Here is a 26,764-nt window from a genome sequence, read left to right as displayed (position 1 = left end):
CTTGTGCCGGAACTAAGTTGATCATTAATTTGTGGCAGAGAGTCAGCACTACACCGTCAGTACTCGCACCGTCAGCGCTCACACCGTCATCGGGCGGTCGTACGGCCCGATCGGCGACGGCAGTTGCGAACTGCCCGTCAGGTGGCGGTCGACGGCCGCCGCGACCGCCCGGCCCTCCGCGATCGCCCACACGATCAGCGACTGGCCGCGCGCCGCGTCCCCGGCCGCGAACACGCCGGGCACGTTGGTCCCGAAGGAGGCGTCCCGGGTGATCGTGCCGCGCGGCTCCATGGCCAGCCCCAGCTGGTCGACGAGCCCGTCGGCGCGGTCGGGTCCCGAGAAGCCGAGCGCGAGCAGTACGAGGTCGGCGGGGAGCGTTCGTTCGGTGTCCCGTCGCGGACTGCGCGCCGCGTCCACCTCGACCAGGTGCAGCGACCGCACATGCCCGTGTGCGTCGCCCTCGAAGCGCAGCGTGGACGCCGCGAACAGCCGCGCGTCCGCGTCCGCCGCCGGAGCCGTCCGCAGCTCGCGGGCCTCCTCGTGGGCGGGGGAGAGCCGGTAGATCTTCGGGTACGTCGGCCAGGGCTCGGCGTCGTCGTCGCGGTCGGCGCCGGGCTGGGCGTAGATGTCCAACTGCGTGACGGACGCGGCCTGTTCACGCACCGCGGTGCCCAGGCAGTCCGCCCCCGTGTCGCCGCCGCCGACGATCACGACGTGCTGTCCGGCGGCGGACATCGGGGAACTCTCCAGATCCCCCTCACGCACCCGGTTGGCCAGTGGCAGATACTCCATCGCCTGCTGTATGCCGGCCAACTCCCGGCCCGGCACAGGCAGTTCCCGCCACGCGGTCGCCCCCGTGGCGATCACCAGGGCGTCGTACCGCGATCTCAGCTCCGCCGCCCCGACGTCCCGCCCGACCGCCGTCGACGTACGGAACTTCGTCCCCTCGGCCCGCATCTGCTCCAGCCGCCTGTCCAGATGGTGCTTCTCCATCTTGAACTCGGGGATGCCGTACCGCATCAGGCCGCCGAGCCGGTCGTCCTTCTCGTACACGGCGACCGTGTGCCCCGCCCGGGTCAACTGCTGCGCCGCCGCGAGTCCGGTGGGGCCCGAGCCGACCACCGCCACGGTCCGGCCGGACAGCCGGTCCGGTGGCCGCGGCGGCACGAATCCCAGCTCCCAGGACCGGTCGGCGATGGCGACCTCGACGTTCTTGATGGTGACCGCGGGCTGGTTGATCGCGAGCACGCACCCCGCCTCGCACGGCGCGGGACACAACCGCCCGGTGAACTCGGGGAAGTTGTTGGTGGCGTGCAGCCGGTCCGACGCCGCCCGCCAGTCGTCCCGGCTGACCAGGTCGTTCCACTCGGGGATCAGATTGCCGAGCGGACAGGCGTCGTGGCAGAACGGGATGCCGCAGTCCATGCAGCGATCGGCCTGCTTGCCGACGAGGGGCAGCAGCGCCCCCGGGACGTAGACCTCGTCCCAGTCCCGGACCCGCTCCTCGACCGGCCGGCGGGGCCATTCCCGGCGAGGCGTGGACATGAATCCCTTGGGATCGCCCATGGCCGTCTTCCTTGCACGCACATACGACGGGCCGGCGTCATCCGCGGCGCTCTTCCGGCCACGATACGACTCCCCGGCCAGCTGCGCAGAGGGGGACGACCAGGCCTTTCGGCCGTCAGGTGAGGGCCAGGACGTACGCCACCGCCGAGCAGGCCGAGGCGACCGTGCGGACGTGGTTCCAGAACATCCACTCGCGCACGTACGTCGGCCAGTACGCGGCCGCCTCCGGAGTGCCCGGGTCCAGCTTGGCCAGAGCGTCGTTGCGCGGCACGTTCGCGACCATGGTCACCCCGAACGACCCGAACAGGTACAGGGCGCTGCCCAGCAGCAGTTCCACCCTGCCGTCGCCCGGCCAGAGCACGAAGGTCACCACGGCGAGCACCGCGCAGAGCACCGCCGACCCCATGAACACGAGCATGAACGCCGGCATCACAGCGGTCACGTTGATCGCGTTCATCGCGGCGACGCCCTGCGCCGCCGGGAGCGAGGCGAGACCCCGCATCACGAAGGTCGAGAATGCGCAGAACACCCCGGCCACCAGGCCAGTTCCGAGCACACCCAGCACGGTCAGCCAGAGGTACGGTCCATCGATCATGTCGTCAACTCCCCCGTAGAGCCGAGATCCTGCCGGGCTCGTCCAGTCACCTCAAGTGAAAATGCGTACGGGCACAGTGACCATGACCGAAGACCGCGGACCCATGTGCATGCGTCCAGGCCCGTGCCGCCTGTGCGCCGCGGGGGTCTCCAGAAGTGCCTTTGGGGGCGCCGTCGCCGGTGTCCCCACCGGTACGGGATCCGCTCTGTGCCCGTCGTCCGGTTCCCGGTCCTCAACCGACCTCCGCCCTTCCCGATCGCCATCCCCGCAGCACCGTCTCCACCACCGGTCTGATCCGCCGCCGGGCCTCGTGCCGCGGCACCCCGCTCATCAGCAACGGGTCGTACGGTGTGTCCAGATGCCGTACGGACGCCACGACCGCCGAGACCACCGCCCCCTCGGACAGGGCGCGGCCGGCGGCGCTCCGGCCCACCCGCCCGCTGCCCCGCGCCGAGGCGTGCGCCGCGATCGCCTCCGCCCGGTCCGCCGGGCATCCGGGGAACAACCGGCGGATCTCCGCCGCGAACGCCTCCGCGAACCGGACGTCCTGCGCGGCCCGCCGCCGTGCGTCCCGCGCCCTGCGGCGCCGCCGCGCCTCCGCGTCCGCGAGGCACCGCTCCTCGGCCCGGGCGAGCCCCGACTCCTCGACCAGGACGCCCTGCCGCTCGTACCGCGCCTTGCGCCGGTTGAACCGCACCACGACCGCCGACAGCGTGCTCTCCTCCCGCGACCGCCGCGTCAGCGCGGTGTCGCCGCGCGGCAGGAACACCAGATGCCCCAGGTCGGCGCAGTCGACACACCGAGGCTCCCCGTCCTCGAGCACGAGCAGCGTCAGCGGCCCGCCGTGACACTCCACGCAGTGCCGTCTCCTCAGGGGCTGGAAGACGACAAGCCCGGTACGGGACGAAGGAGTTGCAAGACGTGCCATACGTGTCTCATTCCCCCTGACGGGCCTCTGGACCACCGCGAGTTCGGGCCTGTGCGCGGCCCGCGCCGAAGCTGACGCATCATGGCCGTGTGCGACTCGAAGCGATCACCTGGGACCGGCTCGGCGACCTCCTGGCCGAGCGCCTGCTCGACCTCTCGCCGGCCGACGGCGGTCCCTGGCCCCGCATCGCCTTCGACGGAGCTCCGGCGGCCCGCCCCGGAGACCTCGCCGAGCGGGTCGCCGAGGCCCTGCGGGTGCGCGGTCGCCCCTCGCTGACCGTCGGCGCCGAGGGCTTCCTGCGGCCCGCGTCCGTCCGTCTTCAGTACGGCCGCCAGGACCTCGACGCCTATTACGACGGCCGGCTGGACACCGGCGCCCTGTGGCGCGAGGTCTTCGGTCCCCTCGAACCCGGCGGAGACGGTCGCGTCCTGCCCGACCTGTGGGACCCGGTCACCGACCGCGCCACCCGCAGCCCGTACGTCCAACTCCCGCCCGGTGGGCTGCTGTTGCTCCATGGCCCCCTCCTGCTGCGGCACTGGTTCCCCTTCGACCTGACCGTCCACGTCCTGCTCTCGCCCGGAGCCCTGCGCCGCCGCACCCCCGAGGCCGACCACTGGACCCTCCCGGCCTACGAGCGCTACGCCGACGAGACCGACCCGGCGGCCACGGCCGACGTCCTGGTCCGCGCGGACGATCCTCGGCATCCGGCGTGGAGAGGCTGACGGCAAACCGCTTTTATATGTATGCGCATGTAGTTAGTCTGGTCCCATGACGACCTCCTCGAACGATCCGGTCACTCTCGCCGCCCCCGTCCGCGCGCTGCTCGACGGCAGGAACTTCGCCAGCGTCGCCACCCTCGGCCCGGACGGCGCCCCGCAGAACTCCGTGGTCTGGATCAAGCGCGAGGGCGACACCGTGCTGTTCTCCTCCACCGACGGCCGCCAGAAGGTGCGCAACCTCCGCCGCGACCCCCGCGTCAGCCTCTCGGTCTTCGACCTCGCCGACCCGTACACCTCGGTCGAGATCCGCGGCACCGCCGAGATCCTCCCCGACGAGGGCAAGCGGCTCCCGCACGAGCTCTCGCACAAGTACCTCGGCATCGACCCGCCCGCGGAGAAGGACGACGAGGTCCGCGTGATCATCCGGATCGTGCCGCGGAGGATCGTCGCCTTCTCCGCCTGAGGTCCGGGCTCCTGTTACTGCTCGGTTCCGGGTGCATCGGGCGGGCCGCGCCAGCAGAATGAGGGGCGCCGGGACTAGCGGTGCGTCCTGCGCCGCGCCGGCCGTCCGGCATCGGGAGGTACTCCATGACCACTGCCGGAGACATCATGCACCGTGGTGCCCAGTGGATCCCCGCCCACGAGACGCTGGACCGCGCGGCCCAGCTGATGCGCGACCTGAACGTCGGTGCCCTGCCCATCAGCGACGAGAACGAGCGGCTGTGCGGAATCCTCACCGACCGCGACATCGTCGTCGGCTGTGTGGCCATGGGCCACGACCCCGCCAGGATCACCGCCGGTGAGATGGCCCACGGCACCCCGCGCTGGATCGACTCGGGCGCCGACGTCGGCGACGTGCTCCGGGAGATGCAGGACCACCAGATCCGCCGGCTCCCCGTCATCGAGAACAAGCGGCTGGTCGGCATGATCAGCGAGGCCGACCTGGCCCAGCATCTGACGGAGGACCAGATCGCCGACTTCGCCCACAGCGTGTACGCCAGGACGACGCCGCACTGACCGGTCCGCCGCGTCCTCTCACAACCAGCCGTTGCGCCGGAAGCCGCGGTAGAGCGCCAGGCACGCGATGGATATGACGGCGAGGACAAGGGGGTAGCCGAACGTCCAGTGCAACTCCGGCATGTGATCGAAGTTCATGCCGTAGACACCGCACACCATCGTCGGCACGGCGATCACCGCGGCCCAGGCCGTGATCTTCCGCATGTCCTCGTTCTGCGCGACCGTGACCTGCGCGAGGTGCGCCTGCAGGATCGAGTTGAGCAGTTCGTCGAAGGCGGCGATCTGATCCTTCGCCCGCATCAGATGGTCGAAGACGTCCCTGAAGTACGTCTGTATCTCCGGGCTCACCACCCGGATCGGCCGGGTGGCGAGCTCCTCGACCGGGCGGCCGAGAGGGACGACCGCCCGCTTCAGCTCCAGCAGTTCACGCTTCAGCTGGTAGATCCGGCCCGGGTCGGCCCGCGCGCCGTTCTCCGCGAACACGTCCATCTCGACCTGGTCGATGTCCGCCTGGACCGCGTCGGTGACGTGCAGATAGTCGTCCACCACATGGTCGGCGATCGCGTGCAGCACCGCCGCCGGGCCCTTCGAGAGCTGTTCCCGGTCGGACTCCAGCTCCTCGCGCAGCGGGCCCAGCGAGCCGTGCATGCCGTGCCGGACCGTGATCACGAAGTCTTCGCCCGTGAAGACCATGATCTCGCCGGTGTTCACCACCTCGCTCGTCGCCGTCAGCTCCTCGTGCTCGACGTAGCAGACGGTCTTGAACACCGCGAACAGCGTCTCGCCGTACCGCTCCAGTTTGGGGCGCTGATGGGCCTCGACCGCGTCCTCCACCGCCAGCGGATGCAGGTCGAAGAGCTCGGCGATGCCCGCGAACTCCTGGTCCGTCGGTTCATGCAGACCGAGCCACACGAAACCGTCGCCGTGCTTCCGCACGCGCTCCACGGCGTCGACCAGGTCGCTGCCGGCCGGCTCGCGCACGCCGTCCCGGTATGTCACGCAGTTCACCACGGAGGAACCCAGCGGGGAGCGGGCCGGGTGGCTCAGGTCGACGCGGGGGCGCCGCCGGGTCAGCCGTGCCACCTTGCGGAGGTTGCCCACCTTGCCGAGGTGCGTCACCTTCCGCAGATTCCCTGCCATGGACATAGGGATCTCCTTGCGTGGATCTCCGTGCTCGAAACGCGGTCGGCGGTTCGCCCTGCCCGGGCGAGCCGCCTCTTTGTGCCTTGGCGGGCCAGTCTGCCAGGTCTGCGTAAGCGGCGGGTGAGGCTGTGGGAGCAGGACATTCCGTCTTGTTCCCACCTGTGGACAACGAATTCCCGGCGGCTCTCGGCATGCCCGCGACTGGGATGATCACGGCATGAGCGAATCCGACGGATACCTCCTCGACAACCGTCAGACCGAGGCGGAAGAGCGCTTCGACGCCTTCACCGCTCTCTTCGACCCCACGACCTTCCGGCACCTCGAAGGGCTCGGCATCGGCTCCGGCGGGCGCTGCTGGGAGGTCGGTGCGGGCGGCACCTCCGTGGTGTCCTGGCTGGCCGAGAAGGTCGGCCCGGACGGGGAGGTGGTCGCCACCGACATCGACACCTCGCTTCTCACCCCCGTCGCCCGCCCGCCGGTGAGCGTGCGCGTCCACGACGTGGGTGCCGAGGAGCCCCCGGGTGAGGGCTTCGACCTGGTGCACGCCCGCCTCGTCCTCGTCCATGTCCCGGACCGCGAACGGGCGTTGCGGTCGATGGTCGACGCCCTGCGTCCCGGCGGTGTCATCCTCGTCGAGGACGCCGATCCGGCACTGCAGCCCCTGACCTGCCCCGACGAGCACGGCCCCGAGCAGGAACTCGCCAACCGCCTGCGCCGCGGCTTCCGCCGGCTGCTCGCCGAACGGGGCGCCGACCTCTCCTACGGCCGCCGCCTCCCGCGCCTGCTGCGCCAGGCAGGACTGGACGACGTGCGGGCCGACGCGTACTTCCCGCTCACCTCCCCGGCCTGCGCCGCGCTGGAGGCGGCCACCGTCCGCCAGATCCGCGACCGCCTCGTCGCCGCGGACATCGCCACGGACGAGGACATCGACCGCCACCTGGCGAACGTCGCGGCCGGCGGGATGGACCTGGCGACGGCCCCGATGATCTCGGCATGGGGCCGCAAGCCGTAGCGCCGGGGGAGCGGCCTTGGTGCGACCGGACCCTTGCGGCCCGGAGGAGATCACATCAGCCTGAAGAACATGACGGACAACACGACGCGTCTCGACCATGTCGTCCTGTGGGTGCGCGACCCGGTCGCCTCGGCCGACTTCTACGAGAAGGCCGTCGGACTGCGCCCCCTGAGACTCACCGAGTTCTCCGCGGGGGAGGTCTCCTTCCCCTCGGTCCGGCTCAACGACGAGAGCATCATCGACCTCATGCCGCACTCCATGGCACCGGACATGAAGATGGTCCCCGGCGCCGCCGAGAGCGCCGGCCACCCGGTCAACCACGTCTGCCTGGCCCTGCCGGGCGAGGAGTTCGACGCCCTGCACGGCCGCCTCGATGAATGCGCCGTCCCCGTCTCCGAGCTCTCCTACGACTCCTACGGCGCCCGCGGGAAGGCCCGGCGCAGCTTCTACTTCCGCGACCCGGACGGGAACGTCTTCGAGGCCCGGCACTACGACTAGGCGGCCGACCGGAGCGGGTGCCCGCCCGCGTACGCGCGGGCACCCGCCGTCCCCCGTTCGTCCGTGCCTCGTTCCTCCTGTTCAGCAGGTCAGACGGGGCTCACGCCGCTCAGCGCGCCGTGCGGATCGAGCACGTACTTGCGGCTGGCGCCCTGGTCGAACTCGGCGTAGCCGCGCGGTGCGTCGTCCAGGCCGATGACGGTCGCGTTGACCGCCTTGGCGATGTGCGCGCGCTCGTGCAGGATCGCCATCATCAGGCCCCGGTGGTACTTCATCACCGGGCACTGTCCCGTCGTGAAGTGGTGGCTCTTGGCCCAGCCCAGGCCGAGCCGGACCTTCAGCGTCCCGGACTTGGCGTCCTGGTCGATCCCGCCAGGGTCGTCCGTGACGTACAGCCCCGGGATGCCCAGGGCGCCGCCGGCGCGCGTGATGCCCATCAGGGAGTTGAGCACCGTCGCCGGTGCCTCCTGGGCGTCCTTGCCGTGGGCCCGCGCCTCGAAGCCGACCGCGTCGACCGCCGCGTCCACCTCGGGCTCCCCGAGGATCTGCGCGAGCTGGTCCTCGACACTGCCCTGCGAGACGTCGACGGTCTCGCAGCCGAAACTCCGCGCCTGGGCGAGGCGTTCGGGGTTGAGGTCGCCGACGACGACCACGGCGGCGCCCAGCAGCTGCGCCGACGCGGCCGCGGCGAGACCGACCGGGCCCGCTCCGGCGACGTACACCGTGGACCCGACACCGGCGCCCGAGCTCACCACGCCGTGGAAGCCGGTCGGGAAGATGTCCGACAGCATCGTCAGGTCGAGCAGCTTCTCGCGCGCCTCGTCCCGGTCCGGGAACTTCAGCACGTTGAAGTCCGCGTACGGGATCATGGCGTACTCGGCCTGGCCGCCGACCCAGCCGCCCATGTCGACATACCCGTAGGCCGCGCCGGGGCGGGCCGGGTTGACGTTCAGGCAGATGCCGGTCGCGCGTTCCTTGCAGTTGCGGCATCGCCCGCAGGCGATGTTGAACGGTACGGAGACGATGTCGCCGACTTCGACGAACTCGACGTCCGGCCCCCTCTCGACGACCTCTCCGGTGATCTCGTGTCCGAGGACCAGCCCCTCCGGTGCGGTCGTCCGTCCGCGCACCATGTGCTGGTCACTTCCGCAGATGTTCGTGGCGAGCACCTTGAGGATCACACCGTGCCGGCACTTCCGGCCGACATTGTCCGGCGCCACCCCAGGCCCGTCCTGGAGTTCAAGCGTGGGGTAATCGATGGTCCTGACTTCCACCGTGCCCGGCTTGAGATAAGCGACTGCCCTGTTTCCGGTCATGCGTGATCGCCGTCCCTTCGGCTCCGAGTCCTCGGATGCCAGTGGCTGTGCGCACGATCGAGTCTGCTACCGCCTTCGTGTCCCGGCCACCCTTCTCGCACCTCTCAGAACAGAGGCTCGGGCAGCACGCCTTCCAGCGCGAGCAGCCTGCGCTTCGTCTCCAGGCCGCCCCCGAACCCGCCGATGCCCCCGTCGCTCTCCACCACCCGGTGGCAGGGCACGACGACCGGCAGCGGATTGGACCCCATCGCCGTCCCGACCGCCTGGGCCGCGCCCGGCTGGCCCACCCGCCCGGCCAGATCGCCGTAGCCCACGACCGCGCCGTAGGGGACGCCGGCGGCCAGTTCACGCAGCACCTGCCGGTTGAAGCCTGATGTCAGCGACCAGTCCAGCGGCAGCTCGAAGTCCCGCCGCTGACCGGTGAAGTACGCCCTGAGCTGCCGTATCGCCTCGGCCAGCAGCGGTGAGTCGGGAGCCTCGACGGGTTCGGTGCCCAGCCGGGACGCGAGCCGGGCGAGCGCCTTGTCGCGCACCGCGTCGGAGGCGTGGAAGACGACGTTGACCAGGCCCTCCCGGGTCGCGGCCAGCAGCAGCGGACCGATCTCCGTACCGACCACGGCCCATACGACCTGCTGCTCGTACTGTCCATCGCTGTCCATGCGCCCACCGTACGACCCGCCACTGACAACGCCCGGCGGAGCGGGACTCAGGGGGCCCGCAGCGCGGTCCGGACCACGTCCGGCTTGTCGCTGATGACGCCGTCGACGCCGTAGCGGGCGACCTGGCGGGCGGTGTCCGCGTCGTCGACGGTCCAGGTGAAGACGCCGAGCGGCCTGCCGTGCGGTCCCGCGACGGAGTGCACGGCCGCGACGTAGCCCCGGGAGATCGAGCCGTGGGACGGATTGATCCCGTCGGCGAAGCCCGCGTACGCGGGCAGGTCCGCGACGCGCGGCGTGCCGAGGTACGCCGTCCTGACGGCGGGCGCCAGGTCGTGCACGATCCGCAGGCTGTCCGCGCCGAAGCTCTGCACGATCAGCCGGCCCGTCAGATGCTGCCGGTCGAGCCAGCCCTCGTTGCCGAGGACCTTCAGGATCTGCTGCTCCATGCCCGGGTACAGCTCGGGGTTCTTGATCTCCAGCAGCAGCTTCTGGTGGTTGTGCTCGACGCGGCGCATGTACTGCGTCAGCGTCGGCACGCGCGTGCCCGCGAACCGGGAGCCGAACCAGCTGCCCGCGTCCAGGCGCGCGATCTCGGCGGCGGTGAAGTCCTTCACCTTCCACGGCGCCCGGCCGGGGAAGACGTCCTTCACATTCGTCGTCCGCCGAAGGCTGTCGTCGTGGATGACGACGAGCTCGCCGTCCCTGGTCCGCTGGACGTCGTTCTCGACCCAGGAGATGCCCAGCTCGGCCGCCCTGTCGATGGCGGCAAGCGTGTTCTCCGGCGCCTGGGCGGAGGCCCCCCGGTGACCGATGACCAGCGGCCGGCCGGCGATGCCGCCCGCACGGGCGTGAGAGACCGTCGCGTGGGAACCTGCCTTGGCATCGGAACCGGGCACCAGAAGGGCGGCCGTCCCCAGGAGAGCGGTGGTGATGGCGGCGGCAGCGCGCGCGTACATGCGTACCCCTCACGTCGGTCTATCACGGACAGATCAACTGTGACAGCAGAGCGTGAACCACGCCGGAGTGCAGAATGGCCACACATCGAATGGTGTTGCCCAAGTCCTCTCACCGGTGCCGCACAACTGAGGCAACGACGTGTTTCTTTGCCGGAATATCGTTCGACCATTCCGGTGGGGGCCATACTCTCTGCCTCAACCCTGACCGCCCGGGCGGTCCCGGGAGGGGCGCATTTCAGCGAATCACAGGACGAAGAGGGCGGAAGGGCAGCCGCGCATGCGAGGCACGGTCGACGGATTCACGTACGGACTCGTCACACCGGTGGTGGCCTATCTCATGGCCTGCCTCGGTGGCGCCCTCGGCCTGCGCTGCACCACCAGATCGATGCTCGTGGCGCAGTCCTGGCGCCCCGGCTGGCTCGCCCTCGGTGCGGCGGCCATAGGTTCCGGCATATGGACCATGCACTTCGTGGCCATGATGGGCTTCACGGTCAAAGAGGCGCCGATCCATTACGACAAGGCGCTGACGTTCGCCAGCCTCGGCGTCGCCGTCGTGATGGTGGGCGTCGGGATCTTCATCGTCGGCTACCGCGGCGCCAGGGGAGCGGCCCTGTTCACCGGAGGCACGATCACCGGCCTGGGCGTCGCCTCGATGCACTATCTGGGCATGGCCGGAATGCGCCTGAACGGAAAGCTGGAGTACAACACCCTGACCGTCGCCGCCTCCGTCGTCATCGCCATGGCCGCGGCGACGGCCGCCCTGTGGGCGGCCGGGCAGGTCAGGGGGTTCACGTGGAGCGTGGGCGCGAGCCTCGTCATGGGACTCGCCGTCAGCGGTATGCACTACACGGGCATGGCGGCCCTCAGCGTCCACCTGCACGACACGGGCGTCCCCATCGGGGGCGAGTCGCCCGCCGAGCTGCTGTGGCCCATGCTCGTCGGCCCGCTCGCCTTCCTCGTCCTCGCCGGTGTGGTCGTGATGTTCGACCCGATGTTGGTCATGGGCAAACCGGCCGTGGCCCCCGTCGAGAACAAGCCGGGCGTCCCGGCCCATCCGGCGGTCCACCACCAGGCGCATCGCCCGCCGCTCCGCCCGGTCCGGCTCGCGGGCCGGCGCGGCTCCCGCACCCCGCAGAACCGCTGACCGGCCCGCGTTGTCAGTGGCGGGTCGTACGGTTGGTTCCATGCGGCCCGTTTCCAAGATCGAACGCACGGTGGCGCCCTTCGAGGTCGTCAGTCCCTACCAGCCCAGCGGCGACCAGCCCCAGGCCATCGCCGATCTCGCCCGGCGCATCGAGGCAGGCGAGAAGGACGTGGTCCTGCTCGGCGCCACCGGCACCGGCAAGTCCGCCACCACCGCGTGGATGATCGAGAAGCTCCAGCGCCCCACACTCGTGATGGCGCCGAACAAGACCCTGGCCGCCCAGCTGGCGAACGAGTTCCGCGAGCTCCTGCCCAACAACGCGGTCGAGTACTTCGTCTCGTACTACGACTACTACCAGCCCGAGGCCTACGTCCCGCAGTCGGACACCTACATCGAGAAGGACTCCTCGATCAACGAGGAGGTCGAGCGGCTGCGGCACTCCGCGACCAACTCGCTGCTCACCCGCCGCGACGTCGTCGTGGTCGCCTCGGTGTCCTGCATCTACGGCCTCGGCACCCCGCAGGAGTACGTGGACCGCATGGTCCCCCTCCGGGTCGGCGACGAGGTCGACCGGGACCAGCTGCTGCGCCGCTTCGTCGACATCCAGTACACGCGCAACGACCTGGCGTTCTCCCGGGGCACCTTCCGCGTCCGCGGCGACACCATCGAGATCTTCCCGGTCTACGAGGAGCTGGCCGTCCGCATCGAGATGTTCGGCGACGAGATCGAGGCCCTGTCCACGCTGCACCCGCTCACCGGCGAGATCATCAGCGACGACGAGCACCTGTACGTGTTCCCGGCCTCCCACTACGTCGCGGGCCCGGAGCGCATGGAGCGGGCCGTCAACGACATCGAGAAGGAGCTCGGCGAGCGCCTGGCCGAGCTGGAGAAACAGGGCAAGCTGCTGGAGGCTCAGCGGCTGCGCATGCGGACCACGTACGACATCGAGATGCTCCGCCAGATCGGCTCCTGCTCCGGCGTGGAGAACTACTCGATGCACTTCGACGGCCGTCTGCCCGGCTCTCCGCCGAACACCCTGCTCGACTACTTCCCTGACGACTTCCTGCTCGTCATCGACGAGTCGCACGTCACCGTGCCGCAGATCGGCGCCATGTACGAGGGCGACGCCTCCCGCAAGCGCACCCTCGTCGACCACGGCTTCCGGCTGCCCTCCGCCCTCGACAACCGCCCGCTGAAGTGGGAGGAGTTCCAGGAGCGCGTCGGGCAGACGGTCTATCTGTCGGCGACCCCGGGCAAGTACGAGCTCTCGCGCGGGGACGGCGTCGTCGAGCAGATCATCCGCCCCACCGGCCTCGTCGACCCGGAGGTCGTCGTCAAGCCCACCGAGGGCCAGATCGACGACTTGGTGCACGAGATCCGCACGCGCACCGAGAAGGACGAGCGCGTCCTGGTCACCACCCTCACCAAGAAGATGGCCGAGGACCTCACCGACTACTTCCTGGAGCTCGGCATCCAGGTGCGCTACCTGCACAGCGACGTCGACACCCTGCGCCGCGTCGAGCTGCTGCGGGAGCTGCGCTCCGGCGAGTTCGACGTACTGGTCGGCATCAACCTGCTGCGTGAGGGCCTGGACCTGCCCGAGGTGTCGCTCGTGGCGATCCTGGACGCCGACAAGGAGGGCTTCCTGCGCTCCGGCACGTCCCTGATCCAGACCATCGGCCGCGCGGCGCGCAACGTCTCCGGCCAGGTCCACATGTACGCAGACAAGATCACCCCGGCGATGGAGAAGGCCATCGACGAGACCAACCGCCGCCGGGAGAAGCAGGTCGCCTACAACACCGAGCGGGGCATCGACCCCCAGCCGCTCCGCAAGAAGATCAACGACATCGTCGCGCAGATCGCCCGCGAGGACGTCGACACCGAGCAGCTGCTCGGCTCCGGCTACCGCCAGTCGAAGGACGGCAAGGCCGCCAAGGCGCCCGTGCCGGCCCTCGGCAACAAGGCGGTCGGCGGCGCCAGGAGCGCCAAGGGCAAGGCCAAGGAGACGGTCCCGACCGACCGCCCCGCGGCCGAACTCGCAGGCCAGATCGAGGAGATGACCGCGCGGATGCGCGCCGCCGCCGCCGACCTCCAGTTCGAGATCGCGGCCCGGCTGCGCGACGAGATCTCCGAGATGAAGAAGGAGCTGCGCCAGATGCGGGAGGCGGGTCTGACCTGACCGCACGCCACCGACTGCCCGCCCCGGCCTGCGCGGTGTGTTGCAAGACCGACACAAAGCACGGGTCGGGGTTCGTGACTGTCGGCGGCCCTGCGTAGGGTTTTCGACAACCGCGACATCGCGGCAACAGGGGACAGCTCGAGAGGGGAATCAGCGCGTGACCGTCAACATGACAAAGGGTCAGGCCATCAGTCTGCAGAAGAACGACGGGGGCAGCCTGACCGCGGTGCGCATGGGTCTCGGCTGGCAGGCGGCTCCCCGGCGCGGCCTGTTCGGCTCGCGCACCCGGGAGATCGACCTGGACGCCTCCGCCGTGCTGTTCGCGGACAAGCAGCCGGTCGACGTCGTCTTCTTCCGCCACCTGGTGAGCGACGACGGCTCCGTGCGCCACACCGGTGACAACCTCGTCGGCGGTGCCGGACAGGGCGGCGACGACGAGGCGATCCTCGTCGACCTCGCGCGCATCCCGGTCCACATCGACCAGATCGTCTTCACCGTGAACTCCTTCACGGGCCAGACGTTCCAGGAGGTGCAGAACGCGTTCTGCCGCCTGGTCGACGAGACCAACGGCCAGGAGCTGGCCCGCTACACGCTGGCGGGCGGCGGTGCCTACACCGCCCAGATCATGGCCAAGGTGCACCGCTCGGGCGCCGGCTGGACGATGACGGCCATCGGCACGCCCGCCAACGGCCGCACCTTCCAGGACCTGATGCCGGCGATCCTGCCGCACCTGTAGTCCGACCCCGCCGGGACCCGTCCGCGGGACGGGTCCCGGCGCACACCACACGACACATCAGCGACACAGGGGGACGAGGGCGATGACGGCCGAGCTGGTGCGGGGGCAGAACCACCCGCTCTCCCAGGCCCGTCTCGAGATCCGGGTCTCGGCCGGCACACCGATCGTGGCCTCGGCCACGCTCAGCGACGCGGACGGCAGGGCCCGCGGTGTCGAATGGGTGGCCCACCCGGGCGCACCCACCCTGCCGGGGCTCGAGGTCTCCAGGCAGGCGGCCGCCGACCACCGTCTCGCGGTGGACCTGGACGCCATGCCGGAGGCCGTGCACCGCGTCAACGTGCTGCTCGCCCTGCCCGCGGACGCCGGCGGTCCGGTCCGCTTCGGCGCGGTGGCCGCCCCCTTCATCGCGGTCACCGGTCTCGACGGTGCCGAGGTCGCCAGCTACACGATCACGGGCCTGGACGCCGAGTCGGCCGTCGTCGCCCTGGAGCTCTACCGCCGCCAGGGCGCCTGGAAGGTCCGCGCCGTGGGCCAGGGCTATGCCGGCGGCCTCGCCGAACTCCTCACCGACCAGGGTCTGTCCGAGGCCCACCAGCTCGCGGGCACCATCAACGAAGCCGTGGCCCACGGCCTGGCGCGCTCGGTGCACGCGCCCCCGCAGCGGGCGGCGGACGGCGACCGTACGCGCCAGACCGCCGCACCGGCGCTCGGCCCCGACCAGGGCGGCCCCACGCGCCAGGGCGCCCCCGGACCGATGGGCCCGCAGCCCTCTTCCCCGTCCGGACCGCAGGACCCCCAGCCGGGACATCCCGCACCGGTCGACCCCTCCGCGGTCACCCAGCCGGCCACGCCCACCGCCGGCGGCCCGGTCGACTACAGCCACCCGGGTCGGCAGACCTCCGCCCCGCCACCGCCCCCGCCTGCCGCACCCCCGGCCGAGCCGGGGCAGCCCGCGCAGCCCGTCGCGGGCGACGCGACCGGCTGGTCCATGGACGAGCGGCTGTACAACCAGGTCTGGGGCATGTTCGAGGACCTGGCCCGCACCACGTCGGCGTACCGCAGCGCCGTCGACTTCGCCGAGTCGCGCATGGAGAAGGAGCTGGACCAGGTCCTCTCCGACCCGCGCAGCAGGATCGGCGGGCAGGGCGACGCCGCGCGCGAGGCGGCCCGCACCAGGCACATGCAACTGGTCGACCGCGCCCGGGAGGCGCTCGACCGGGATCTCGCCCAGCTCAGTGCGGAGTCGGACGTCGTCGAGCCCGCGCTGCCGCCGGCGTACGCACGCTGGGACAACCCCGTCTGGCACGGCTACCGGGTGCCGATGGAGATCCCCATGGCGCTGCGCCTGGGCGATCTCCGGCTGCCCGAGAGCGAGTTGCTGCGCATTCCGATGCTGGTCCGCCTGCCGCTGGAGCGCGGCCTGTGGATCGACAGCGGCCGCACCGCCTATCTCGACGACGAGGTCACGGACACCCACGCGCTGCGGCACCTCGCGATGGAGACGGCCGTGGCGCTGGCGGCCAGGCTGCTCGCGGTCTATCCGGCGGGCGAGTTCGCCGTGCACGTCGTCGACCCGGCCGGCTCCGGGGCCCAGGCGCTCGTGCCGCTGGTGCAGACCGGCGTGCTCGCGGCGCCGCCCGCCCTGGGCGCGGCGGGGGTGACGGACGTCCTGACCCGGCTCACCCAGCGGGTCGACCTGGTGCAGATGGCGGTGCGCGGCGGCGCGGCCGACTCGCTGCCGCCCGGCCTCGACACGGCCGAGCAGCTCCTGATCGTCAACGACTTCCCGCACGGCTTCGACGACCGTGCCGTGACCCAGCTGCGCTACCTCGCGGACGAGGGCCCGGCCGTCGGCGTCCATCTGATGATGGTCGCGGACCGCGAGGAGGCCGCGGGCTACGGTCCTTTGCTCGACCCGCTCTGGCGTTCGCTGCTGCGACTCACCCCCGTGCCCGACGATCATCTGGCCGACCCGTGGGTGGGCCACGCCTGGACGTACGAGCCGCCGCTCGTGCCGCCCGGCAGCCAGGTGCTCCACCAGGTGCTCACCCAGGTCGCGGCCGCTCGAACCAAGTACACGTAAAGAGCCCTGAGCAGGGTATTTGGAACTTCTTTTGCCAAGCGCTTTACCTTTTCTTGGCGATTGGGGTACTGTTTTTCTCACGGAGGGGAGTACTCCCTGTCTGCTGCGGCGCACCCGTCAGTACGGATCAATCAGATCCCGGGGCGTCGGCCCAGGGCCCGTGCCTGGGTGGAAGAGACCTCCGGTACCGACGACGCTGACATTTGCCGTTACGTACTGCCGGAGGCGCAGTGGATGTTTCCGTGACCCTGTGGGTCCTTACCATCGTGGGCCTGGCGGCCCTGATCGCGGTCGACTTCTTCATCGGCCGCAAGCCGCACGACGTGTCCATCAAGGAAGCCGGAATCTGGACCGTGGTCTGGATCGCCCTCGCCGGGCTCTTCGGCCTCGGCCTGCTCGTCTTCGGCGGCGGCGGGGCGGGCGGCGAGTTCTTCGCCGGCTTCATCACCGAGAAGTCGCTGAGCGTCGACAACCTCTTCGTCTTCGTCCTGATCATGGCGAAGTTCGCGGTCCCCTCGCAGTACCAGCAGCGGGTCCTGCTCGTGGGCGTCCTCATAGCCCTGGTCCTGCGGGCGATCTTCATCGCCGCGGGCGCCGCCATCCTCGCCAGCTTCTCGTGGGTGTTCTACCTCTTCGGCGCCTTCCTGATCTGGACCGCCTGGAAGCTCATCCAGGAGGCCCGGGCCGACGAGGAGGACGAGGAGTTCGAGGAGAACAAGCTGCTCAAGGCCGCCGAGCGCAGGTTCGGTGTGGCCGACCGCTACCACGGCACCAAGCTGTGGATCCAGGAGAACGGCAAGCGGGTCATGACCCCGATGCTGGTCGTGATGCTGGCGATCGGTACCACCGACGTGCTGTTCGCGCTGGACTCGATCCCCGCGATCTTCGGCCTGACCCAGGACCCGTACATCGTGTTCACCGCCAACGCCTTCGCGCTGATGGGGCTGCGGCAGCTGTACTTCCTCATCGGCGGCCTGCTGAGGAAGCTGGTCCACCTCAGCTACGGCCTGTCGATCATCCTGGGCTTCATCGGCGTGAAGCTGGTGCTGCACGCGCTGCACGAGTCCGGGGTGCACGTACCGGAGATCTCCATACCGGTCTCCCTCGGCGTCATCTGCTCCGTGCTGATCGTCACCACGATCACCAGCCTGCGGGCGTCCAGGAAGCAGGCGGCGGACGAGGCGGCGCGAGCGGAGAGCGAAGGCGCTGCGAAGGACAGCATCCGGACCTGACCGCGAGCGGCGTAGAAACAACCACCACCGGGAGCGGTGCGCTCCGAATTGCCGGAGACCGCTCCCGGTGCTTCGTTGGGTGGATGGCGCTTCCGCCCCGGGAGTGCCCTGGCCGGGGGAGGCACCGTGGACACACCCATGAAGTTCGTGCAGATCGTGGACTTCGAGACCGACCGCATCGACGAGATGCGCGCCCTGTCCGAGGAGATGGACGAGAAGTTCGCCGGCCGCAGCGGCGCCCCGACGCACCGCCTCGTCCTGCGCGACCGCAACACGCCGGGACGCTGTCTCGTCGTGATCGAGTTCAACTCCTATGAGGAGGCCATGCGGAACAGCAACGACCCCGAGACGACGAAGATGGCCGAGCGCATGGCCGCGCTGTGCACCAGGCCGCCGTCCTTCACTGACTGCGACGTGCTCGAGATGACCGAGATCAAGTGAGGCTCATGGGCTCCGCACACCAGCCGAAGTCCGGGCCTCGAGCGGTCGGAGACCGGGCCCGGACAGCCGGAGTGCGGGGCCCTGGCGCCTCTGCGACGATCACTTCATGATCGCTCGGCTGAGGTCGCTCACGACACAGTGGACGTTCAGTGTTCCGGTGCTGGCGATCGTCCTGCTCGTCTTCACCTGGGGCCGCGATCTGCCCGGCGCCGTCGTCGCCGTGGTGACGGTCGTCCTCGCGGGCGCCGTGCTGGCCGCCGTGCACCACGCCGAGGTGGTCGCCCACCGGGTCGGGGAGCCCTTCGGCTCCCTGGTGCTCGCCGTCGCCGTCACGGTGATCGAGGTCGCCCTGATCGTCACCCTCATGGCAGACGGTGGTGACAAGAGCTCGACGCTGGCCCGGGACACCGTCTTCGCTGCCGTGATGATCACCTGCAACGGCATCGTCGGCATCTGTCTGCTCGTCGCCTCCCTGCGTCACGGCACGGCGGTCTTCAACCCCGAGGGCACGGGCGCCGCCCTCGCGACCGTCGCCACCCTGGCCACCCTCAGCCTGGTGCTGCCGACGTTCACCACGAGCAAGCCGGGTCCGGAGTTCTCGGGAGTGCAGCTCACCTTCGCCGCGCTCTCCTCGCTGATCCTCTACGGCCTGTTCGTCGCGACACAGACCGTGCGGCACCGCGACTACTTCCTGCCGATCACACGGCAGGGCGAGGTGATCACGGCGGACGACCACGCCGACGTACCGTCCGCCCATACCGCCTTGATCAGTCTCGGCCTGCTGCTCGTCGCGCTGATCGGCGTGGTCGGTCTGGCGAAAGGCGTGTCGCCCACGATCGAGTCCGGGGTGGAGGCAGCCGGGCTGCACCACGCCGTCGTCGGCGTCGTCATCGCCCTCCTGGTGCTGCTCCCGGAGACCATCGCCGCCCTGCGCTCCGCCCGCCGCGACCGGGTGCAGACCAGCCTGAACCTCGCCCTCGGCTCCGCCATGGCCAGCATCGGCCTGACCATCCCCGCGGTCGCCCTGGCCTCGATCTGGCTCTCCGGTCCGCTCGTCCTCGGGCTCGGCTCCGTGCACATGGTGCTGCTCGCGCTGACCGTGGTGGTGGCCTCCCTGACCGTGGTGCCGGGCCGGGCGACGCCACTCCAGGGTGGGGTCCATCTGGTGCTGTTCGCGGCCTATCTGGAGCTGGCGATCAATCCATGAGCACCCTGGTCACTCCATGACGGGCTCCGGGACGGCCGCCGGCACCGGTCGCGTCTCGGGCAGCAGGGCGAAGCAGCCCAGGCTCAGCAGCGCGATCCCCGTCAGATACGCGCCCACACCCCACGGCACCCGGCCGCCGTGCGCGGCGAGCGCCGTCGCCGCGATCGGAGTGAGCGCGCCCCCGAGCACCCCGCCGAGGTTGTAGCCGACGGCTGCTCCCGTGCAGCGGACCCGCGGTTCGTACAGCTCGGGCAGGTAGGCGGCGACCACGCCGAACATCGTGATGAAGGCGATCAGCGCGCCGAGGAAGCCGGTGAACATCAGCAGCGGCTCACCCGTCGCGAGGAGGGCGACGGTCGGGAACATCCACAGCACGGCGGCGGCGCAGCCGGCCAGGCACATCGTCCGCCGCCCGTAGCGGTCCCCGAGCAGCGCGGACACCGGTGTGAGCGCGCCCTTCACCATCACCGCGGCCATGATGCAGGTCAGCATGACGGTACGGCTCACTCCGAGCCGCTCGGTGCCGTAAGCGAGGGACCAGGTCGTGACGGCGTAGAAGATCGCGTATCCGACCGCGAGTGCGCCGGCTGTCAGCAGGACGAGTCGCCAGTGGTCGCGCAGGACCTCCGCGAGCGGTACGCGCGCGTGGTCGTCGATCTCCAGGAAGCTGGGGCTCTCGGAGAGCGACGACCGCAGCCAGAGCCCGGCCGTCGCCAGCAGCCCGGCCGCCCAGAACGGCACGCGCCAGCCCCACTCGGCGAACTGCGCGTCGGACAGCGTGGCCGACAGCGCCAGCACCACACCGTTGGCGAGCAGGAATCCGAGAGCGGGCCCGACCTGCGGGAAGCTCGACCAGAGGGCGCGCCGTTCGGCGGGCGCGTGCTCGGCGGTGAGCAGTACGGCCCCGCCCCACTCGCCGCCGAGACCCAGCCCCTGCAGAAAGCGCAGCACGAGCAGCATCAGGGGAGCGGCCACACCGATCGACCCGTACGAGGGCACACAGCCGACGGCGGCCGTGGAGGCGCCGGTCAGCAGCAGGGAGCCGACGAGGACCGGCCGGCGTCCGCGCCGGTCCCCGATGTGCCCGAACAGCACCGAGCCCAGCGGCCGGGCCAGGAAGCCCACGCCGAACGTCGCGAAGGCGGCGAGCGTCCCGGCCGCCGGCGAGAACGCCGGGAAGAACAGCGGCCCCAGCACCAGTGCCGCGGCGGTGCCGTAGACGAAGAAGTCGTAGAACTCGATGGCCGTCCCGGCGAGCGAGGCGGTCGCGAGCCGCAGCATGGGGGGTCTGGTCACGGTGCGTACGTCGTGCATGCTCGATCAACTACCCAGTGTGACCACCGGTTACGGGGGCGTGTGGGGCGATCGGGGCTCGTCAGTACGTGACGGTGATGCGCCGGGCGGGGCCGTCGACGCGGACGAAGCCGCCGTAGGGGATGACGAGTTGCGGATCGGTGTGCCCGAGGTCGACGTCGAAGACGATCATGGTCTCGGGGGCGTACGACCGCATGGCCCGCAGTACGGCCTCGCGCTGGCCGGCCGCGTAACGGGCCCCTTCCGTCGTCATGCCGGGGAGGGTACGGGCCGCGGCGCCGCGCACGCACCGTGATAAACCGGGTCCGGACAGCGGTCCCTGACGGATCGCCGCACCTCACCGGACCGGAGGAACCGTGCCCCGCACCCTGGCCAACGCCCCGATCATGATTCTCAACGGGCCCAACCTGAACCTGCTCGGCCAGCGCCAGCCGGAGATCTACGGCAGGGACACCCTCGCCGACATCGAGGCCCTGTGCGCCAAGGCGGCGGCCGCGCACGGCGGCACGGTGGACTTCCGGCAGTCCAACCACGAGGGACAGCTGGTCGACTGGATCCACGAGGCGCGGCTGAGCCACTGCGGGATCGTGATCAACCCCGGTGCCTACTCCCACACGTCGGTCGCGATTCTGGACGCGCTCAACACCTGTGACGGAATGCCGGTGCTGGAGGTGCACATCTCCAACATCCACCAGCGCGAGTCCTTCCGGCACCACTCGTACGTCTCGCTGCGCGCGGACGGCGTGATCGCCGGGTGCGGGGTGCAGGGGTACGTGTTCGGCGTGGAGCGCGTGGCCGCCCTGGTGGGGTCGGCGCAGGCGGAGGCGTAAGTCCCGTCGGCCTAGCGGGCGCCCCTTACGCCCGGCCCGCTCGCAGCACGCCGGGCCGCCGGTCGAGGGCGGGGATTGAAAGACCGGCGGCCCATGCCGCGCAGGAGCCGTCATCCTGTGCGGGGCTGTTTCCAGTGGACTGCTCCACACGGTGTGCCGGGAGCGCGCACTTGGCTCCGGCGCGTGTGAACGCTTCACACGGGGCGTGCGCATGAGGCAGGCGCGCGCTGGTTCCTCACGTCACCCCCTGTGCGCCCCGGGATGTGACGCATCCGCCGATCCGTGCGCTGTAGGGCATGACTCCCCATGGGTCGGCGGCCCGTCCTCTCGAGGCGGCAAGCGGGCCGAAGCGTGCAGGGGCGGCAGGTGTGGAACCTGACCGCCCCTGTGTGCGCTCCGGCGTCCCTACCACCCGCGCGCGTGCCACTCCGGCAGATGCGGCCGCTCCGCGCCCAGGCTCGTGTCGTTGCCGTGGCCCGGGTAGACCCAGGTCTCGTCCGGCAGCGTGCCGAAGATCTTCGTCTCCACGTCGTGGATGAGACTGGCGAACGCCTTGGGATCCTTGCGGGTGTTGCCGACGCCGCCCGGGAAGAGGCAGTCCCCCGTGAACACATGGGGGTGGCCGTGCGGGTCGTCGTAGACGAGGGCGATCGAGCCAGGCGTGTGCCCGACCAGATGGCGCGCGGTGAGTTCCACTTGCCCCACCCGGATGGTGTCCCCGTCGTCGACGAGGATGTCGGTCGGCACCGGGATGCCGGTGGCGTCCTCCCGGCCGGCGAAGGTGCGGGCGCCGGTGGCCGAGACGACCTGGGCGAGCGCCTGCCAGTGGTCGCCGTGCTGATGCGTGGTGACGACGGAGGCGATGCCGTCGTCACCGATCATGCCGAGCAGCGTGTCCGCGTCGTTCGCCGCGTCGATCAGCAACTGCTCGTCGGTGGCCCGGCAGCGCAGCAGATAGGCGTTGTTGTCCATCGGGCCGACCGCGATCTTGGTGATCATCAGGTCCTTGAGCTCGTGCACGTCCGCCGGGCCGCCGACCGTCACCTGTCCGCTGTACGTCATGACGTTCAGCCTATCGCCGGGGAGTGCGCCCGCGTCCCCGGCCAGGCCACGGGGTCACAGCGGGGGAAGCGCCGGGAGCGAGCCGTCCCGCACGGTGAGCCCGGAGCCGTCGCGGCGCCCGGCGAGCCAGCCGAGCAGCTCGGGGGCCGGACCCGTCACGGAGACCGCCGGCTCCGTCGCCTCGCGGCCCGTCCGCCACGCGTGCGTGCCGTCCGTCAGACGCGTGGGAGGCACATCGGGGTGCCCCGAGAAGCGCCGCGCGAGGAAGTCGATCTCCCGCTCGGCGAACTCCGCCGGCAGATCCTCCAGCTCGTACCCGATGCCGAGGTCCACGTGGTGCAGCTCCACCTCGGCCCAGCGCCGGAACGGCACCCTGGACGCCGAGTCGGTGACGCCGTTGCGCAGCTCCACCGTGCGCGACCAGTCCGCGGGCGCGGCTCCGGTCTCCTGGAAGTGCGCCGCGCTGTCGCGCACGTCCGTGAGCTGGACGTCGAGCGGGCGCGAGGCGTCCCGCTCGATCTCGGCGTCACGCACCTCCCCGGACGCGTACATGGGGCGGCCCTCGAGGACGTTCACCAGAGCGTCCGCGTTGCGCGCGAGGTGGGCGAGGACATGGCCGCGGGTCCACCCCGGGAGCCGTGACGGCTCGGCCACGGCCGCGTTGTCCAGTTCGGCGGCTGCGGTGAGCAGCCGGTCGGTCGCGTCACGTACAGAGGCCAGGTCATGACCGTGATCAATCATGGTCATGACCCTAGCTCCGCCACACCTTTGGGTGAAGGTGGTGAAGCAGTGCCGTAAATCGAATGCGCGTGCTATATGGTCGGGAGCGGCGTCGGGCATGCTGGAGAGCTGCGGAGTGTTATGCATCCCGGAATCCGACCGGCGTTGTCAGTGGCTCCCCCTAGTCTGAAGAAGCACGGGGCCCTGCCCCTGTCACTTCTCTCAAGAAAGGTGCGGACCGGCTGTGGCCGACCGTCTCATCGTCCGTGGCGCGCGTGAGCACAACCTGAAGAACGTGTCGCTCGACCTGCCTCGTGACTCGCTCATCGTCTTCACGGGCCTGTCCGGGTCGGGCAAGTCCTCCCTGGCCTTCGACACGATCTTCGCCGAGGGCCAGCGGCGCTATGTGGAGTCGCTCTCCTCGTACGCCCGCCAGTTCCTCGGCCAGATGGACAAGCCGGACGTCGACTTCATCGAGGGCCTGTCCCCGGCCGTCTCCATCGACCAGAAGTCGACCTCGCGCAACCCGCGCTCGACGGTCGGCACCATCACCGAGGTCTACGACTACCTGCGCCTGCTCTTCGCGCGCATCGGCAAGCCGCACTGTCCCCAGTGCGGCCGCCCGATCTCGCGCCAGTCGCCGCAGGCCATCGTCGACCGGGTCCTGGAGCTGCCGGAGGGGAGCCGCTTCCAGGTGCTGTCGCCGCTGGTGCGCGAGCGCAAGGGCGAGTTCGTCGACCTCTTCTCCGATCTGCAGACCAAGGGCTACTCCCGCGCGCGGGTGGACGGCGAGACGATCCAGCTCTCCAGCCCGCCCACGCTGAAGAAGCAGGAGAAGCACACCATCGAGGTGGTCGTCGACCGCCTCACGGTGAAGGACTCCGCCAAGCGCCGCCTCACCGACTCCGTGGAGACCGCGCTCGGCCTGTCCGGCGGCATGGTCGTGCTCGACTTCGTCGACCTCCCCGAGGACGACCCCGAGCGCGAGCGCATGTTCTCGGAGCACCTGTACTGCCCGTACGACGACCTGTCCTTCGAGGAACTGGAGCCCCGCTCCTTCTCCTTCAACTCGCCCTTCGGCGCCTGCCCCGACTGCACCGGCATCGGCACGCGCATGGAGGTCGACCCGGAACTGATCGTCCCGGACGAGGACAAGTCCCTCGACGAGGGCGCCATCCACCCCTGGTCGCACGGGCACACCAAGGACTACTTCGGCCGCCTCATCGGTGCCCTCGCGGACGCTCTGGGATTCCGTACGGACATCCCCTTCGCGGGCCTGCCCCAGCGGGCGAAGAAGGCACTCCTCCAGGGCCACAAGACACAGATCGAGGTCCGCTACCGCAACCGGTACGGGCGCGAGCGCGTGTACACGACGCCCTTCGAGGGTGCCGTCCCGTTCGTGAAGCGCCGGCACAGCGAGGCCGAGAGCGACGCCAGCCGCGAGCGCTTCGAGGGCTACATGCGCGAGGTGCCCTGCCCCACCTGCGAGGGCACGCGCCTGAAGCCGATCGTCCTCGCGGTCACGATCATGGGAAGGTCGATCGCCGAGGTCTCCGCCATGTCGATCAGCGACTGCGCGGACTTCCTGGGCGAGCTGAAGCTGAGCGCCCGGGACAAGAAGATCGCCGAGCGTGTGCTGAAGGAGGTCAACGAGCGGCTGCGGTTCCTGGTCGACGTCGGCCTGGACTACCTCTCGCTGAACCGCGCCGCGGGCACCCTCTCCGGGGGCGAGGCCCAGCGCATCCGCCTGGCCACCCAGATCGGCTCCGGCCTCGTCGGCGTGCTCTACGTCCTCGACGAGCCGTCCATCGGCCTGCACCAGCGCGACAACCACCGGCTGATCGAGACCCTGGTCCGGCTGCGCGACATGGGCAACACGCTCATCGTCGTCGAGCACGACGAGGACACCATCAAGGTCGCCGACTGGGTCGTCGACATCGGCCCCGGTGCCGGCGAGCACGGCGGCAAGGTCGTGCACAGCGGCTCCCTGAAGGAGCTGCTGGCCAACACCGAGTCGCAGACGGGCCAGTACCTGGCCGGCAAGAAGGCCATCCCGCTGCCCGGCATCCGGCGCCCGCACGACCCGTCCCGGCTGCTCACGGTGCACGGCGCCCGCGAGAACAACCTCCAGGACATCGACGTCTCGTTCCCTCTGGGCGTGTTCACGGCGGTCACGGGCGTGTCCGGCTCCGGCAAGTCGACGCTGGTCAACGACATCCTCTACACGCACCTGGCGCGCGAGCTCAACGGCGCCCGCAGCGTCCCCGGTCGGCACACGCGCGTGGACGGCGACGACCTCGTCGACAAGGTCGTGCACGTCGACCAGTCGCCGATCGGCCGCACCCCGCGCTCCAACCCGGCGACGTACACCGGTGTCTTCGACCACATCCGCAAGTTGTTCGCGGAGACGACGGAGGCGAAGGTCCGCGGCTACCTGCCCGGCCGCTTCTCCTTCAACGTCAAGGGCGGCCGCTGCGAGAACTGCGCGGGCGACGGCACGATCAAGATCGAGATGAACTTCCTCCCGGACGTCTACGTCCCGTGCGAGGTCTGCCACGGCGCCCGGTACAACCGGGAGACGCTGGAGGTCCACTACAAGGGCAAGTCCATCTCCGAGGTCCTGAACATGCCGATCGAGGAGGCCATGGACTTCTTCGAGGCCGTGCCGGCGATCAACCGCCACCTCAAGACGCTGAACGACGTCGGCCTCGGCTACGTCCGCCTCGGCCAGGCCGCGACGACCCTGTCCGGCGGTGAGGCCCAGCGTGTGAAGCTCGCCAGCGAGCTGCAGAAGCGCTCCACCGGACGCACGGTCTACGTCCTGGACGAGCCGACCACAGGCCTGCACTTCGAGGACATCAGCAAGCTGCTGAAGGTCCTGTCCGGTCTGGTCGACAAGGGCAACACGGTCATCGTCATCGAGCACAACCTCGACGTGATCAAGACCGCCGACTGGGTCGTCGACATGGGCCCCGAGGGCGGCGCGGGCGGCGGGCTGGTCGTCGCCGAGGGCACGCCCGAGGAGGTCGCCGGGGTCCCGGCGAGCCACACCGGCAAGTTCCTGCGGGAGATCCTCGGCGCCGACCGCATCAGCGACGGGACCTCGGTGAAGGCTCCGCGCCGGGCGGCGGCCAAGAAGACGGTCGCGGCCCAGAAGACGGTCGCGGCCAAGTCGGCGGCGAAGAAGACGGCGACGGCCAGGACCACCGGCGGCGCGGCCGCCAAGAAGGCGGCCGGGACCACGAAGAAGGCGGCTCCCGCGAAGAAGACGACGCGGGCACGCAAGGCCTGACCACCTCGGCGAGGGGGGGGGGGGGGGGGGGGGCGCCCCCCGCCCCGGGGGGGGGGGGGGGGGGGGGGCGGCCGCGGGGGGGCGCCCCGCCCCCCACCCCCCCCCCCCCCCCCCC

The 26,764-nt window shown here is 70.5% G+C and carries 24 protein-coding genes and 1 pseudogene; 14 read left to right on the top strand and 11 right to left on the bottom strand.

The annotated features are described in order from the left end of the window. Positions 1 to 78: 78 nt before the first annotated feature. From ACIBN2_RS35490 to ACIBN2_RS35480, 3 genes are all read right to left on the bottom strand, one after another. Positions 79 to 1,566 carry a glutamate synthase subunit beta gene (locus ACIBN2_RS35490; RefSeq protein ID WP_399140708.1) on the bottom strand — a complete coding sequence of 496 codons (1,488 nt, stop codon included), beginning with the start codon at positions 1,564 to 1,566 and terminating at the stop codon, positions 79 to 81. A gap of 115 nt (positions 1,567 to 1,681) precedes the next feature. Then, positions 1,682 to 2,161: a DUF1772 domain-containing protein gene (locus tag ACIBN2_RS35485; RefSeq protein ID WP_399140707.1), complete on the bottom strand. Its 480-nt coding sequence runs from the start codon at positions 2,159 to 2,161 to the stop codon at positions 1,682 to 1,684. Between the two features lie 232 nt (positions 2,162 to 2,393). Continuing rightward, on the bottom strand, positions 2,394 to 3,089 hold the full coding sequence (locus ACIBN2_RS35480) for a DUF2293 domain-containing protein (protein ID WP_399140706.1): 696 nt from the start codon (positions 3,087 to 3,089) through the stop codon (positions 2,394 to 2,396). 89 nt (positions 3,090 to 3,178) lie between these two features. On the opposite strand from ACIBN2_RS35480, the gene ACIBN2_RS35475 reads away from it, so the two are divergent. The 3 genes from ACIBN2_RS35475 to ACIBN2_RS35465 all read left to right on the top strand — a co-directional run bounded on the left by ACIBN2_RS35475 (position 3,179) and on the right by ACIBN2_RS35465 (position 4,825). Further along, positions 3,179 to 3,811, top strand: a complete 633-nt coding sequence (locus ACIBN2_RS35475; protein WP_399140704.1) for a uridine kinase — start codon at positions 3,179 to 3,181, stop codon at positions 3,809 to 3,811. A 46-nt stretch (positions 3,812 to 3,857) separates the two neighbouring features. After that, on the top strand, positions 3,858 to 4,271 hold the full coding sequence (locus tag ACIBN2_RS35470; protein WP_399140702.1) for a PPOX class F420-dependent oxidoreductase: 414 nt from the start codon (positions 3,858 to 3,860) through the stop codon (positions 4,269 to 4,271). A 125-nt stretch (positions 4,272 to 4,396) separates the two neighbouring features. Next, positions 4,397 to 4,825 (top strand): CBS domain-containing protein, encoded by a 429-nt coding sequence (locus ACIBN2_RS35465; RefSeq protein WP_399140701.1) that lies wholly within the window; start codon positions 4,397 to 4,399, stop codon positions 4,823 to 4,825. A gap of 18 nt (positions 4,826 to 4,843) precedes the next feature. Here the strand turns inward: ACIBN2_RS35465 and ACIBN2_RS35460 are convergent, their stop codons facing one another. Continuing rightward, complete coding sequence (locus ACIBN2_RS35460) at positions 4,844 to 5,971, bottom strand: magnesium and cobalt transport protein CorA (RefSeq protein ID WP_399140699.1); 1,128 nt, start codon at positions 5,969 to 5,971, stop codon at positions 4,844 to 4,846. Positions 5,972 to 6,185: 214 nt separating this feature from the next. Between ACIBN2_RS35460 and ACIBN2_RS35455 the strand changes: the two genes are divergently transcribed. Beyond that, a complete protein-coding gene (locus ACIBN2_RS35455; protein WP_399140697.1) occupies positions 6,186 to 6,980 on the top strand; it encodes a methyltransferase in 795 nt (264 codons plus the stop codon). Positions 6,981 to 7,049: 69 nt separating this feature from the next. Beyond that, a complete protein-coding gene (locus tag ACIBN2_RS35450) occupies positions 7,050 to 7,478 on the top strand; it encodes a VOC family protein (protein WP_399140696.1) in 429 nt (142 codons plus the stop codon). 89 nt (positions 7,479 to 7,567) lie between these two features. Here ACIBN2_RS35450 and fdhA read toward each other — a convergent pair whose 3' ends face one another. From fdhA to ACIBN2_RS35435, 3 genes are all read right to left on the bottom strand, one after another. After that, the gene (gene fdhA / locus ACIBN2_RS35445) at positions 7,568 to 8,794 is read right to left on the bottom strand and encodes a formaldehyde dehydrogenase, glutathione-independent (RefSeq protein WP_399140694.1); all 1,227 of its coding nucleotides are present in this window, start codon (positions 8,792 to 8,794) and stop codon (positions 7,568 to 7,570) included. Between the two features lie 104 nt (positions 8,795 to 8,898). Beyond that, the gene (locus tag ACIBN2_RS35440; RefSeq protein ID WP_399140692.1) at positions 8,899 to 9,453 is read right to left on the bottom strand and encodes a methylated-DNA--[protein]-cysteine S-methyltransferase; all 555 of its coding nucleotides are present in this window, start codon (positions 9,451 to 9,453) and stop codon (positions 8,899 to 8,901) included. Between the two features lie 47 nt (positions 9,454 to 9,500). Continuing rightward, the gene (locus ACIBN2_RS35435; protein ID WP_399140691.1) at positions 9,501 to 10,409 is read right to left on the bottom strand and encodes a glycerophosphodiester phosphodiesterase; all 909 of its coding nucleotides are present in this window, start codon (positions 10,407 to 10,409) and stop codon (positions 9,501 to 9,503) included. Positions 10,410 to 10,686: 277 nt separating this feature from the next. Between ACIBN2_RS35435 and ACIBN2_RS35430 the strand changes: the two genes are divergently transcribed. The 7 genes from ACIBN2_RS35430 to ACIBN2_RS35400 all read left to right on the top strand — a co-directional run bounded on the left by ACIBN2_RS35430 (position 10,687) and on the right by ACIBN2_RS35400 (position 19,431). After that, the gene (locus tag ACIBN2_RS35430; RefSeq protein ID WP_399140689.1) at positions 10,687 to 11,553 is read left to right on the top strand and encodes an MHYT domain-containing protein; all 867 of its coding nucleotides are present in this window, start codon (positions 10,687 to 10,689) and stop codon (positions 11,551 to 11,553) included. Between the two features lie 40 nt (positions 11,554 to 11,593). Then, complete coding sequence (gene uvrB / locus ACIBN2_RS35425; RefSeq protein ID WP_399140688.1) at positions 11,594 to 13,732, top strand: excinuclease ABC subunit UvrB; 2,139 nt, start codon at positions 11,594 to 11,596, stop codon at positions 13,730 to 13,732. A gap of 157 nt (positions 13,733 to 13,889) precedes the next feature. Next, positions 13,890 to 14,468 (top strand): TerD family protein, encoded by a 579-nt coding sequence (locus ACIBN2_RS35420; RefSeq protein WP_399140687.1) that lies wholly within the window; start codon positions 13,890 to 13,892, stop codon positions 14,466 to 14,468. A gap of 82 nt (positions 14,469 to 14,550) precedes the next feature. Continuing rightward, on the top strand, positions 14,551 to 16,551 hold the full coding sequence (locus ACIBN2_RS35415; RefSeq protein ID WP_399140685.1) for a TerD family protein: 2,001 nt from the start codon (positions 14,551 to 14,553) through the stop codon (positions 16,549 to 16,551). Between the two features lie 230 nt (positions 16,552 to 16,781). Then, positions 16,782 to 17,783, top strand: a complete 1,002-nt coding sequence (locus ACIBN2_RS35410) for a TerC/Alx family metal homeostasis membrane protein (protein ID WP_399140684.1) — start codon at positions 16,782 to 16,784, stop codon at positions 17,781 to 17,783. Positions 17,784 to 17,909: 126 nt separating this feature from the next. After that, positions 17,910 to 18,224, top strand: coding sequence for a hypothetical protein (locus ACIBN2_RS35405; RefSeq protein ID WP_399140682.1), 315 nt, complete (start codon positions 17,910 to 17,912; stop codon positions 18,222 to 18,224). A gap of 106 nt (positions 18,225 to 18,330) precedes the next feature. Then, positions 18,331 to 19,431 (top strand): calcium:proton antiporter, encoded by a 1,101-nt coding sequence (locus ACIBN2_RS35400; protein ID WP_399140680.1) that lies wholly within the window; start codon positions 18,331 to 18,333, stop codon positions 19,429 to 19,431. A gap of 9 nt (positions 19,432 to 19,440) precedes the next feature. On the opposite strand, the gene ACIBN2_RS35395 is transcribed toward ACIBN2_RS35400, so the two are convergent. Together ACIBN2_RS35395 and ACIBN2_RS35390 are read right to left on the bottom strand one after the other, a co-directional pair. Next, on the bottom strand, positions 19,441 to 20,712 hold the full coding sequence (locus ACIBN2_RS35395; protein ID WP_399141030.1) for an MFS transporter: 1,272 nt from the start codon (positions 20,710 to 20,712) through the stop codon (positions 19,441 to 19,443). Between the two features lie 94 nt (positions 20,713 to 20,806). Continuing rightward, positions 20,807 to 20,989 (bottom strand): annotated as a pseudogene (locus ACIBN2_RS35390) (LD-carboxypeptidase); the annotation flags it as partial. Between the two features lie 112 nt (positions 20,990 to 21,101). Here ACIBN2_RS35390 and aroQ point away from each other — a divergent pair. Then, on the top strand, positions 21,102 to 21,575 hold the full coding sequence (gene aroQ / locus ACIBN2_RS35385; protein WP_399140678.1) for a type II 3-dehydroquinate dehydratase: 474 nt from the start codon (positions 21,102 to 21,104) through the stop codon (positions 21,573 to 21,575). Between the two features lie 405 nt (positions 21,576 to 21,980). Here the strand turns inward: aroQ and ACIBN2_RS35380 are convergent, their stop codons facing one another. Together ACIBN2_RS35380 and ACIBN2_RS35375 are read right to left on the bottom strand one after the other, a co-directional pair. Further along, positions 21,981 to 22,637 (bottom strand): MBL fold metallo-hydrolase, encoded by a 657-nt coding sequence (locus ACIBN2_RS35380; RefSeq protein WP_399140677.1) that lies wholly within the window; start codon positions 22,635 to 22,637, stop codon positions 21,981 to 21,983. 54 nt (positions 22,638 to 22,691) lie between these two features. Beyond that, the gene (locus tag ACIBN2_RS35375) at positions 22,692 to 23,378 is read right to left on the bottom strand and encodes a maleylpyruvate isomerase family mycothiol-dependent enzyme (protein WP_399141029.1); all 687 of its coding nucleotides are present in this window, start codon (positions 23,376 to 23,378) and stop codon (positions 22,692 to 22,694) included. A 223-nt stretch (positions 23,379 to 23,601) separates the two neighbouring features. Here ACIBN2_RS35375 and uvrA point away from each other — a divergent pair, with 223 nt between their 5' ends. Further along, positions 23,602 to 26,649, top strand: a complete 3,048-nt coding sequence (uvrA, locus tag ACIBN2_RS35370) for an excinuclease ABC subunit UvrA (RefSeq protein ID WP_399140675.1) — start codon at positions 23,602 to 23,604, stop codon at positions 26,647 to 26,649. The last annotated feature ends 115 nt before the right edge of the window (positions 26,650 to 26,764 follow it).

The organism is Streptomyces sp. NPDC050534, from assembly GCF_044457745.1.
Taxonomy (GTDB): domain Bacteria; phylum Actinomycetota; class Actinomycetes; order Streptomycetales; family Streptomycetaceae; genus Streptomyces.
This window is presented reverse-complemented; position numbering and strand designations above follow the sequence as displayed.